This window comes from Curtobacterium sp. VKM Ac-1393, from assembly GCF_015350995.1.
Lineage (GTDB): Bacteria > Actinomycetota > Actinomycetes > Actinomycetales > Microbacteriaceae > Curtobacterium.
This window is the reverse complement of the sequence record NZ_JADKRW010000004.1, coordinates 273,211-284,900: the sequence shown is the minus strand read 5'-3', so window position 1 is coordinate 284,900 and position 11,690 is coordinate 273,211. Positions and strand designations below refer to the sequence as shown.

At 67.5% G+C, this 11,690-nt stretch carries 11 protein-coding genes; 10 read left to right on the top strand and 1 reads right to left on the bottom strand.

The window, feature by feature from the left end:
- Nucleotides 1–168: 168 nt before the first annotated feature.
- Nucleotides 169–591, top strand: coding sequence for an SRPBCC family protein (locus tag ITJ59_RS10880; protein WP_228511367.1), 423 nt, complete (start codon nucleotides 169–171; stop codon nucleotides 589–591).
- On the top strand, nucleotides 584–1,015 hold the full coding sequence (locus tag ITJ59_RS10875; protein WP_194651114.1) for a MarR family winged helix-turn-helix transcriptional regulator: 432 nt from the start codon (nucleotides 584–586) through the stop codon (nucleotides 1,013–1,015). The genes ITJ59_RS10880 and ITJ59_RS10875 overlap by 8 nt, the downstream gene beginning before the upstream one ends.
- Before the next feature lie 26 nt (nucleotides 1,016–1,041).
- On the opposite strand, the gene ITJ59_RS10870 is transcribed toward ITJ59_RS10875, so the two are convergent.
- Entirely contained in the window at nucleotides 1,042–1,437 is a 396-nt protein-coding gene (locus ITJ59_RS10870) for a VOC family protein (protein ID WP_194651113.1), read from the bottom strand.
- Nucleotides 1,438–1,741: 304 nt separating this feature from the next.
- Here ITJ59_RS10870 and ITJ59_RS10865 point away from each other — a divergent pair, with 304 nt between their 5' ends.
- The 8 genes from ITJ59_RS10865 (at nucleotide 1,742) to ITJ59_RS10830 (ending at nucleotide 11,658) form a co-directional block, all read left to right on the top strand.
- The gene (locus tag ITJ59_RS10865) at nucleotides 1,742–3,409 is read left to right on the top strand and encodes a GspE/PulE family protein (RefSeq protein ID WP_194651112.1); all 1,668 of its coding nucleotides are present in this window, start codon (nucleotides 1,742–1,744) and stop codon (nucleotides 3,407–3,409) included.
- Between the two features lie 19 nt (nucleotides 3,410–3,428).
- The gene (locus ITJ59_RS10860; RefSeq protein WP_194651111.1) at nucleotides 3,429–4,952 is read left to right on the top strand and encodes a type IV pilus twitching motility protein PilT; all 1,524 of its coding nucleotides are present in this window, start codon (nucleotides 3,429–3,431) and stop codon (nucleotides 4,950–4,952) included.
- On the top strand, nucleotides 4,952–6,184 hold the full coding sequence (locus ITJ59_RS10855; protein WP_194651110.1) for a type II secretion system F family protein: 1,233 nt from the start codon (nucleotides 4,952–4,954) through the stop codon (nucleotides 6,182–6,184). Before ITJ59_RS10860 ends, ITJ59_RS10855 begins: the two co-directional genes overlap by 1 nt.
- A gap of 184 nt (nucleotides 6,185–6,368) precedes the next feature.
- Complete coding sequence (locus tag ITJ59_RS19625; RefSeq protein ID WP_194651109.1) at nucleotides 6,369–6,833, top strand: type II secretion system protein; 465 nt, start codon at nucleotides 6,369–6,371, stop codon at nucleotides 6,831–6,833.
- 71 nt (nucleotides 6,834–6,904) lie between these two features.
- Nucleotides 6,905–8,248 (top strand): prepilin-type N-terminal cleavage/methylation domain-containing protein, encoded by a 1,344-nt coding sequence (locus ITJ59_RS10845; protein WP_194651108.1) that lies wholly within the window; start codon nucleotides 6,905–6,907, stop codon nucleotides 8,246–8,248.
- Nucleotides 8,248–8,910 (top strand): PulJ/GspJ family protein, encoded by a 663-nt coding sequence (locus ITJ59_RS10840; protein WP_194651107.1) that lies wholly within the window; start codon nucleotides 8,248–8,250, stop codon nucleotides 8,908–8,910. The genes ITJ59_RS10845 and ITJ59_RS10840 overlap by 1 nt, the downstream gene beginning before the upstream one ends.
- Nucleotides 8,907–10,799 (top strand): pilus assembly PilX family protein, encoded by a 1,893-nt coding sequence (locus ITJ59_RS10835; protein ID WP_194651106.1) that lies wholly within the window; start codon nucleotides 8,907–8,909, stop codon nucleotides 10,797–10,799. The genes ITJ59_RS10840 and ITJ59_RS10835 overlap by 4 nt, the downstream gene beginning before the upstream one ends.
- 1 nt (nucleotide 10,800) lies before the next feature.
- Nucleotides 10,801–11,658 (top strand): prepilin peptidase, encoded by an 858-nt coding sequence (locus ITJ59_RS10830; RefSeq protein WP_194651105.1) that lies wholly within the window; start codon nucleotides 10,801–10,803, stop codon nucleotides 11,656–11,658.
- The last annotated feature ends 32 nt before the right edge of the window (nucleotides 11,659–11,690 follow it).

Here is an 11,690-nt window from a genome sequence, read left to right as displayed (position 1 = left end):
CGCGTGACGGACGGGAGGCCCGGTGCCAGGCCGCCACGGGCCTCCCGGCCTGCAGGCGGGTGCGTCCAGACGTTGCTGGCCATGAGGGGTTGCCGACAGTGACTGAGGAGTGGACTTCGATGGTGGTTGCAGATAGTATGTGCGCATACTATTTGAACGGAGATCGACATGTGGGTACGAGAGATCACTGGCGAGTGCGACGCGACGCCGGCCGAGGTGTTCGCGGTCCTGGCCGACCCGGGCGCATGGTCCGAGTGGAACGACGGCGTTGCGGACGTCCGCGTCGACGGCCCGTTTGAAGCCGGGACGACTGCAGTGATGGTGTTCCCGGACGGAAGCGAGCTGCCCTTCGAGTTGACGTGGGTCGAGGCTGGGCGCGGATACGAGGACCTCACGCCGGTGCCGGATGCCGGAGTGTCGGTCCGAGTCCGCCACGAGGTCGAAGCGTTGGGGACCGGGAGCCGGGTGACGTACCGGTGCACCGTGGAGGGGCCTGGCGAGGTGGCGGCCGAGGTCGGAGCTGCGGTGAGCGAGGACTTCGCCGACGTCATCGCGGCGCTCGGAGTGCGCGCCGAGCGCATCCATGGCTGAATCGCTCGAGCCCGGGCAGAGCCCTGGATTGCTGCTGTGGCGAGCGACATTGAGTTGGCAACGGGGCATCACGGCCACGCTGAAGCCGTTGGGCCTGACGCATGTGCAGTTCGTCCTGCTCGTCAGCGCCTGGTGGCTGACCCAGGTAGCTGGTGAAGAGCCGAGTCAGCGACGGATCGCCGAGCATGCGAACACCGACGCCATGATGACGTCCCAGGTGATCCGGACGCTCGCAGACAAAGGACTCCTGCTGCGCTCGACCAACCCCGATGACGCTCGTGCACACGTCATCGAGGTCACCGAGGAAGGCGTGGAACTCGCGGTGCGGGCGGTTCGGGTGGTGGAGGAGGCCGATCGCCTGTTCTTCGAGGCGGCTGGTGATCAATCCGCGCTGATGGCGGTCCTGAACGCGCTCAACCAGTGACGCACGAGAGCGCTCCGCTGACGCATCTAGAGCGCGCGGTCGGCGCCGTTGTCGCGTCCCGATCCGCGGCCCGTCTCGTCGACGAGCGAGAACAGGCTGAGGACGTTGCCGTCGGGGTCACGGACGTCGAACCAGTTCACGGCGCCGTCGACGCACTCGACCGGGCCGATGTCGATGCCGAGGGCGCCGATCCGGGCGTGCTGGGCGCCGACGTCGTCGACGCCGAAGCGGACGCTGACGGGGTTCTCCTCGGCGGACTCGTCCTCGTAGAGCTGGATCCAGATGCCGCCGACCTCGTACTCGGCGACGCCGTCCTCGGGTTCGAGGTCCGGTTCGGTGCGCTCGAAGACGGCGCCGTACCAGAGGCAGGACGCCTCGATGTCGGTGACGGGCAGCCCCACGGTCACGCTCGTGATGTCCATGACTCATCATGTCCCCGGGCGGGCCCGCTCGTCGAGGGGCTTTCCTCCACAATCCGAGCGGCGCTGAGGCTGTCCACCACTCGGCGCATCCTCGTATGACCGGACGGTCTCGACGGCGAGGCTGTCGGACATGTGCAGACGTGTCTCGCCCCCGTTCTGGGTGCATCCAGACCCCCTCCGCCCCCTCTTTCTGGGACTGCGGCCGACGACTGTCGCAGAAGTAGCGTGGTCGAGCGCCACATCCCTGGTGGTGCGCATCCCGACGACGTCTCGCCGCGCGCGAGTCCAAGGAGGCATTGGGCTCATGGCGACCCTGTCCGAGATCCTGATCCTGAACGGCGCCCTGCCGATCGAGCACCTCGATTCGATGACGGGCGACGAGGACCTCGACGAGCGCGCCATCCGCGGGCTGGTGGACCAGGGCGTCGTGAGCGAGGCGCAGTTCATCACCGCCCGCGCAGCCTCGAACAACTCCCGCACCGTGCCGTTGACCGACTACCCGGTCGACGGCACGGCCGTCTCGATCCTCCCCGCCGCGCTCTGCCGGCGGCACGGCGTCCTCGGCGTCGGGTTCGAGGGCGAACTGCTCATCCTCGCGATGGTCAACCCGACCAACGTGCTGGCGATCGACGACGCACGCGCTGCGTCCGGTCGGCCGATCAAGCCGCTGCAGGTCGACGAGCGCGACCTGCTGACGGCGCTCGACCGCTACCTGCGCGCCGACGACGAGCTGAACGACCTGACCTCGTCGCTCGAAGAAGAAGCCTCGCTCAGCTCGTCGGCGCAGGTCGACCTCGCCGACGGGGCCCTCGACGACGTCCCGATCGTCCGCTTCGTCAACCTGCTCGTGTCGCAGGCCATCCAGGACCACGCGTCGGACATCCACATCGAGCCCGGTGAGCACGAGGTCCGGATCCGCTACCGCATCGACGGCGTGCTGCACGAGATGGCCCCGGCGCCGAAGAACATCCAGAACGGCGTGATCAGCCGTCTGAAGATCATGAGCGACATCGACATCGCCGAACGGCGCAAGCCGCAGGACGGCCGCATGTCGGTCCGCCACGGCGGACGCCAGATCGACCTCCGTGTCGCGACGCTGCCCACCGTGTGGGGCGAGAAGGTCGTCATGCGGATCCTCGACAACACGAACACGTCGTTGACCCTCAAGGACCTCAACCTCCTCGAGCAGAACTTCCAGGCGTACCAGCGGTCCTACTCGAAGCCGTACGGCATGATCCTGGTCACCGGACCCACCGGTTCCGGCAAGTCGACCACGCTGTACACGACCCTGAACGCGGTCGCGAAGCCCGAGATCAACGTCATCACGGTCGAGGACCCGGTCGAGTACCGGATGGCCGGCATCAACCAGGTGCAGGTCAACCCCAAGGCGGGTCTGACCTTCGCGTCGGCGCTGCGCTCGATCCTGCGGTCCGACCCCGACGTCGTCCTGCTCGGCGAGATCCGTGACCACGAGACCGCCCAGATCGCCATCGAAGCCTCCCTGACCGGCCACCTCGTGCTGTCCACCCTGCACACGAACGACGCTCCGTCCGCCGTGACTCGTCTCACCGAGATGGACATCGAACCCTTCCTGGTGGGCTCCGCCCTCGACTCCGTGGTGGCCCAGCGCCTGGCGCGTCGACTGTGCGACCGGTGCAAGGCCCCCGCCGTGTACGAGGCCGAGCAGCTCCGCACCCTGGGCTTCCTGCGCCCCGGCGAAGACGTGCCGGCGTTCTTCGCCCCCATCGGCTGCTCGGTCTGCTCGAACACCGGGTACCGCGGCCGCATCGCCCTGCACGAGGTCATGACCGTCACCGAGGAGATCGAACGCCTCGCCGTCTCCCGTGCCTCGAGCGCCGAGATCAGCCGGGTCGCCCAGGCGCAGGGGATGCTCACGCTCCGCCAGGACGGCTTCGAGAAGGTCAAGCTCGGCCTGACGAGCGTCGACGAGATCCTGCGCGTGGTCGCGTAGCCACGAAAGAGCCCAGCAGATGACCGACTCCGTGTACGACATCACCATCCCCGGCGACGAACCCGTCGACGGCTGGCACCCGGGCAACCCCGGCACCGAGGTGGGCTCGCGCCGTGCCGCCCGGCTGGCCGCAGCCGCAGCGTCGGCCGCGCCGGAGCAGGTGTACGACCTCGGTGACGACACCGCCGGCTGGCCGGCACCGTCCGGATCGCCGGTCGCCGTGCCCGTCGCACAGCCGCTCGCCGCTCCGGCGACGCCGCCCGCCGGGGTGCCGTCGTCGACCGCGACCTACGGCTACGCCGAGGCCCCGACGCAGCAGCTCCCCGTGGCGCCTGCCCCCACACCGACCGCCGCGCTCGGCGGCGACATCGACTTCTCGCGCCACGCGCGCGAGGTCGCCGACCCCGACCTGATCACGGCGCTCGCCCAGGTCGTCTACCAGGGCGCGTCCGACCTGCACGTCACCGCCGACGCCCCGCCCACCGTCCGCGTCGACGGCTCGCTCCGTCCTGCCGTCCCCGGAGGCGCGTGGTCGCGTGGCAAGGTCATCGCCGCCCTCAAGACGATGCTGTCCGTCGAACAGGCGGGCCAGTTCGACCAGGAGCAGGAGCTCGACTTCGCCTACTCGCTGTCGCCGGAGTACCGCTTCCGCGTGAACTTCTACCAGCAGCGCGGCAACTGGGGCGCGGCCTTCCGGATCATCCCCACCAAGATCAAGACCCTCAAGCAGCTCGGCATCCCCGCGCACGTCGGTGACTTCGCCGGCCTGCCCCGCGGACTCGTCCTGGTCACCGGTCCGACCGGCTCCGGCAAGTCGACCACGCTCGCCGCCCTCATCGACCTGGTCAACGAGAGCCGGGCCGACCACATCGTGACGGTCGAGGACCCGATCGAGTTCATGCACGACCACAAGAAGGCGATCATCAACCAGCGCGAGGTCGGTGCCGACACGCACTCCTTCGCCGCTGCGCTGAAGCACGTGCTGCGTCAGGACCCCGACGTCATCCTGATCGGCGAGCTCCGTGACCTCGAGACGATCTCCGTCGCCCTCACCGCCGCCGAGACCGGCCACCTGGTCTTCGCCACCCTGCACACGCAGAGCGCCCCCGGCACCATCGACCGCGTCATCGACGTCTTCCCACCGCACCAGCAGGGCCAGATCCGCACCCAGCTCGCAGCGACCCTGCAGGGCGTCGTCTGTCAGACGCTGGTGCCGAAGGCCAACGGTGTCGGCCGCGTCGTCGCCACCGAGATCATGACGATCACCCCCGCCATCGGCAACCTGATCCGCGAGGGCAAGACCTACCAGATCACCTCGGCCATGCAGGCCGGGCGTGACCTCGGCATGCACACCATGGACCAGGACCTCGCCGAACTCGTCAACGTCGGCACGATCTCGCGCAAGGCAGCCATGGAGAAGGTGCACGACGAAGAGGGCTTCGACCGGCTGGTGCAGCGCGTCGAATCCCCGTCCGACTCATCGGCCGCCGCGATCGCCGCCAGCGGGATCGACTTCGGCGACAAGTTCTCCGGAGGCTACTGATGTCCCTCGCATTCGACTACCGCGGGCGCGACGGCGACGGCAAGCTCGTCAAGGGTCGCCTCGACGCCTCGTCCGAAGGGGCGGTCGTCCAGCGGCTCCGCGGCATGGGTGTCTCGCCGATCGCGATCACCGAGTCCACGGCCGGCACCGGGCTGCAGACCGAGATCAAGATCCCCGGCTTCGAGAAGGGCGTCGGTCTCAAGGACCTGGCGATCATGTCGCGGCAGGCCTCGACGATGCTCACCTCGGGCCTGTCCCTGCTGCGCGCGCTGTCGATCCTCGCCGACCAGACCGAGAACAAGAAGCTCAAGGAGATCCTCGGCAAGGTCCGCGACGACGTCGAGCGCGGCGTCTCGTTCTCTGACGCGGTCGCGAAGTTCCCGGTCGAGTTCCCGCCGATCATGATCAACATGATCCGTGCGGGGGAGACCGGCGGGTTCCTCGACCAGGCCATGGACTCGATCGCCACCAACTTCGAGAAGGAGCACAAGCTCCGGACCACCATCAAGTCGGCGATGACCTACCCGGTGGTCGTGCTCGTCATGTCGCTGCTCGCCGTCGCGATCATGCTCATCTTCATCGTGCCGATCTTCCAGGACATGTTCTCCTCGCTCGGCGGCAAGCTGCCCCTGCCGACGCTCATGCTCGTCTACCTGTCGCACGCCATGCGGTACATCGCGATCCCGCTCGCCATCGCCATCGCCGCCTTCTGGTTCTGGTGGCGTGCGAACAAGAACACCGACCGCGTTCGAGCATTCGTCGATCCCATCACCCTGAAGCTGCCGGTGTTCGGTCCGTTGCAGAAGAAGATCGTCATCGCGCGGTTCGCGCGCAATTTCTCGAACATGATCGGCGCGGGTGTTCCCATCCTGCAGGCATTGCGCATCGTCGGCGAGGTCTCGAACAACTTCGTCGTGAAACGCGCACTCGACAATGTCGCGGAAGCTGTCAGGAAAGGCGATTCCATCGCCGTGCCGTTGGCCGCGGAGACAGTCTTCCCCGCAATGGTGACGCAAATGGTGGCCGTCGGTGAAGACGCCGGCTCGCTCGAGATCATGCTCGAGAAGATCGCGGTGTTCTACGACGCCGAGGTCGAGGCCACCACGGACGCCCTGACCTCACTGATCGAGCCGCTGCTCATCGCGTTCCTCGGGGTCGTGGTGGGCGGCATGATCATCGCGCTGTACATGCCGATCTTCCAGATCACGAACGTCGTCCAGAACGCATCCTAATCGTTGCACCCCCAGTACGGGGCGATGTGCAATTGCTGCATCCCCCGCACTGGGGGTGTTTTGCACCTCGGTTGACCCCCGTTCTCGGGATTACCCGGTGGATTCGCCGCCAATACGCTGATGTGCGGCGGCCGAGCAAGCCCCGAAAATCAATTCATCCTCATTCCCGCAGAATGGAACAACCATGTACTTCGCTCTCATGGGCAAGCTCGACGCTCGCCGCAAGGGTCTCCTCAAGGACGACGAGAAGGGCTTCACCCTGATCGAGCTCCTGGTCGTCGTCATCATCATCGGCATCCTGGCCGCGATCGCCATCCCGGTCTACATCGGTGTCCAGAACAACGCGAAGAACTCGGCTGTGAAGTCCGACATCACCAACGTGAAGACCGCTCTCGTGACCGTGGTGTCGCAGTCTGACACCGGCGCGTACCCGGACTCGCTGGACGCGGCGGCCCTCACCGCCGACCCGTACAAGGCAGCCGGCAGCACGGTGGGAAGCGACACCACCATCTCGTACACCGTCAACGCCGCCAAGACCGCGTTCTGCATCCAGGGCACCAGCAAGTCGACTAAGCAGAACTTCGGTGCGACCGACTCTTCTGGCGTAGCCGAAGGTACCTGCGCGACGGGCGTGTTCACGAAGAAGTAGCCACGCAAGGGGAGGTGCGGTCCGCGGACCGTGCCTCCCTTTCCGCACAGTCGCTCTGAGAGAGGAACGTCATGATCTCGCGCATCGCCGAGCGTCTGCGTTCCGCCCGTGACAACGAGGACGGCTTCACGATCATCGAGGTGATGGTCGCCATGACCATCTTCGCCGTGATCGCGGCCGGCATCGCAGCAGGCATCACTGCTTCCCTCGTCCTGTCGAAGGACACCAGGGCCCGCGAGGTCGCGTCGACGGTGGCGATGGCCGACATCGACAACCTCCGCGACCTCCCGAGCATCTTCGACATCAAGAGCGGCACGACCACGCCGAAGGTCGGCAACCAGTCGTTCACGCTGACCCGCAAGGTGTCGTGGACTCGGTCCGCCGGCAGCGCGACGGCCTGCGGGACGGGTGACGGCACGCTGTCCTACAAGGCCGTCACCGTGACCGTCAGCTGGAAGACCAGCGGCTCGGCCTCCGGCTCGCAGCAGGTCACGATGTCGAGCGCGATCGCCCCGCTCACGAACATCCACTCGGACACCACCGGCTCCATCCTCATCGGCGTCACGAACGCGAGCGGCGTCGGGGTCAGCGGCATCGTCCCGACCATCACCGGTCCGTCGGGCGTCACGGTCCCCGCGACCGATTCCGAGGGCTGCACCTACGTCTCCGGTGTCGCGCCCGGCACCTACACGGTGGCGATCGCGCGGACCGGGTACATCGACTCGAACCAGCAGCTCAGCCCGTCATCGCAGACGGTCACGGTCGCTGCCGGAGCGTCGGGCGCCGCAGCGTTCAGCTTCGACCTGGCAGCGAAGTACGCGTTCGCGTACACGACGACACCGGTCGTCGGCGCGACGCTGCCGACCAACATGCCGACGACGCTCGTCAACCCCACGTCGGGCACGACCCAGTTGACCAAGACCGCTTCGTCCGCGTCGCTCTTCCCCTACGCCGCGGGGTACCGCGCGATCGCCGGGGCGTACGTCGTCGACGCATCGGGGACGGCTTCGACGACGACCTGCTTGAGCTCGGACCCGGGATCGTGGACGACCCCGAACGCGAAGGGGAAGGTCGGTACCTCACCGGATCCCGTGGTCAACACGGCGACGATCCCGGTGCAGATGGGCGCGGTCACACTCTCCAAGCTCACGAAGGGCCAGTTCCTGACCGCGGTGTCCACGACCGGGGTGAACGGCGACCCTGGTTGCGCGGTCGGCATGACGCTCACCTTCCCGGCCGTCAGCGCGAACACGGCGACGATCGCCTTGCCGTGGGGCACGTGGAAGGTGTTCGCGGGGTCGACCTCAGGATCGACCGCGACCACGCTCGCCCTCGCGCCGGCCAACGCAGCGATGGTCACCAACGGCGTCGTCACCGGCGGCGTGGTCATGGTCGACCCCAGGCCGGCCAGCTGATGCGCGCCCTCGTCCGACGACTTCGCCGTGACCAGCGGGGCATCACCCTCGTCGAACTCCTCGTCGCGATGCTCATCACGTCACTGCTGCTCACCCTGGTCGGTAGCTTCTTCGTGTCGATGCTCAAGGCGCAGCGCACCGTCTCGTCCGTGAACGAGAGCACCCGACAGGGCACGACCTCCATGACGCAGGTGAGCCGGTACCTCCGCGAAGCCTCTCGCGTGCAGCTGACGAAGACGACGAACAAGGCCGCGTTCGAGAGCGCAACGCCGACGAGCATGGTGTTCTACTCGGGAGTCGACCTGACCAGCGCGCGTGCCGGCCTCACCCGGGTCACGGTCGACGTGCAGGGCACCAAGCTGCGCATGCAACTCCAGCGGGGAGACTGCCCGCTGACGGGGTACTGCACGTTCACCGGGGCGACGAAGACGGTCGTGCTCGCGGACGTCGTGCGCACGGACGGCAGCAACAGCACCCTGTTCAGTTACGTCAACGCCGCCGGCGGGGTGTTCACACCAACCTCGACCACCTTCGACGCGATCCGTTCGGTCACGGTCACGCTCCGGGTCGGACCCACGTCGGGGACGTCCACGAACGACACGACGTTCCAAGCCACCATCAACCTGCGCAACCTCGACTACGGCGCAGCGACGGAGTCATGATGCTGATCCGGATGATCCGTGCCCTGCGGGAGCGCGACGACGAGCGTGGCGTGGCCTTGGCCGCGGTCATCGGGCTCGGTGCGGTGCTCATGATCGTGCTCTCCCTGGTGGTCGCCACCGCGACCAGCGGAGCCACGAAGGCAGCGAACGACGACGACTACAACAAGGCGATGGCGGCGGCGTACGCCGGTCTGTCCGACTACCAGGGGCGTCTCGCCGCCGACAACTCCTACGTGAAGTACGGGGTCCGGAGCGCGTTCTCGACCACCAGCGCGCTCACCGCCGATCCCCTGAACAAGGCGTTCGGCACGACGGTGGGCGGACCGTGGGCGCCCGTGGTCGGCAGCACTGACCAGTTCTACCGGTACGAGGTCGACAACTCCGACTTCGCGACCACCGGGAAGGTCCGGCTGCGGGTCACCGGCAAGGCGGACAAGGCGACCCGTACGCTCGTCGTCGACCTGCGGGGCGACGGGTTCGTCAACTACCTGTACTTCACGAACTACGAGTCGCAGGACCCGAGCCTGACCGGTGAGACGGTCACCGGCGGATCGACCCGGTGCGTCTCGGCACACCGCAACGACCTCACCTGGGACGCGGTCACGAGCTGCAACCCGGTCCAGTTCGCTGCGGGGGACACGCTCGACGGGCCGGTCCGGACGAACGACGTGATCACCGCCTGCGGCGCCACGTTCAAGTCGACGGTCAAGGACACCGGGCCCGCCGACTTCTTCTACACGAGTCGGGACACCGCGATCAGCTCGTCCTGTCGCGCCGCGACCAAGTTCGACATCGGGACGATCAGCAATGCGGGCACCTTGCCGATGCCGAGCACGAACGCGAACATGAAGCAGGAGGCCCGGACGGACCTGCCTGACAAGGTCGCCAAGCCCGGCTGCGTGTACACCGGCCCGACCTCGATCACGTTCCTGGCCGGTGGTAAAATGCGCGTGGTCTCGCCGTGGACGAAGAATACGCAGCTCACCGGCACCACCAGCGGACTGATCACCGGCGGTAGCACGAACGACGCGCTGTGCGGTTCGGTCTCGGCGCTCGGCGGCTCCGGCGCGGTCATCCCGACCCTGCCCGCGAACCTGGTGTACGTGCAGACGGTGCCGAGCGTGACCAGCGACCCAAACTCCTGGCCGGCGAACACGACACCGAGCGGGACCGTCAACGGAACCGTCGCGTCGGGCTCGCCGGTCTACTGCCAGCAGAACGTCAAGAGTGGGAGCGGCAGCAGCGCGTCGACGGTCTCCGACTACGGCAACGGACTCGGGTACCCGAAGAACAACGAGTTCACCGGGAGCCTCGGGGACTCCGGGTACTACGGGTGTCGCAACGGCGACGTCTTCGTGTCCGGTTCGTTCGGCGGGCAGATGACACTCGCGGCGGAGAACTTCGTGTACGTGACCGGCAGCATCGTCTACCAGAACGGCCGGAGCTCGGACGACATGCTCGGACTCGTGGGGCAGCGGGCGGTCTCGATCTCCAACCCGATCTCGTGTTCGTCCGGAACCAGCAGCGCCTGCTCGACGTCGAACGGATCGTCCACGAACCTCGCGGCGACCGCGAACATCGAGATCGATGCCGCGATCGCGAGCAACCTCGGCACGTTCAACGTCCAGAACAGCGCGTTCGGTGCGAACCTCGGCACCCTCACCATCTACGGGTCCATCGCACAGCAGTTCCGTGGCTCGGTGCGCACGACGTACTCGGGGAACAGCAGCTGGTCCACGGGGTACGCGAAGGCCTACTCCTACGACACCCGGCTCAAGACGTCGGCGCCCCCGAAGTTCCTGCAACCGGCCTCGACCACGTACGGCGTGACGACGGAGACCGAATCTGCGACCGCGTTCCGGTACGACGGCAGCCCCACGGGGAAGTGACATGACCGATCTCTCGTCCGTCGTGCCGTTCGTCACCGTCCTCGTGGGCCTGCTCGGCCTGGCGATCGGCTCGTTCCTCAACGTCGTCGTCCACCGCGTACCCGCTGGCATGTCGGTCGTCGCCCCCGCCAGCGCGTGTCCGGGCTGCGGGCACGAGATCCGTCGCCGCGACAACGTCCCGGTGGTCTCGTGGCTGGTCCTGCGCGCGCGGTGCCGCGACTGCAGCGCGCCCATCTCCGCTCGTTACCCGCTCGTCGAAGCCGCCACGGGCCTCCTGTTCGTCTCGGTGGCGATGTGCTCGGTGCTCGCACCGTGGTCGCCGTGGGCGGACCTCGACGGCGGCCGGGCCGTCATCCACGGGGTGTTGCTGCTCGTCGCGCTCCTGTACTTGATGGCGATCAGCGTCTCGCTCACCCTCATCGACCTCGACACGCACACGCTGCCCAACCGCATCGTGCTGCCGGCGTACATTGTGCTCCCGGGCCTGCTGCTCGCGGCTTCGGCCGTCTCCGGCGACTGGGGTGCTGCGCTCCGCGGACTCGTCGGACTCGTCGTCCTCGGGGTCGTCTACCTCGCGCTCGCGCTCGCCGTACCCGGCGGGATGGGGCTCGGCGACGTCAAACTCGCCGTCGTCCTCGGGTTCGTGCTGGCGTACCTCGGATGGGGACCCCTCGCAGTGGGTTCTTTCGGTGCATTCCTGCTCGGCGGTACCTTCGCAATCGTCCTCCTGGTCCTCGGCCGGGCCGGTCGACGGAGCGGGATCCCGTTCGGGCCGTGGATGCTCGCGGGTGCCTGGCTCGGCATCGCCGTCGGGGTGCCGGCGTGGAACCTCTACCTGGGCGTGCTCGGACTCGCCTGACACACCCCGAGCGCGCACCGACTCGCCAGACC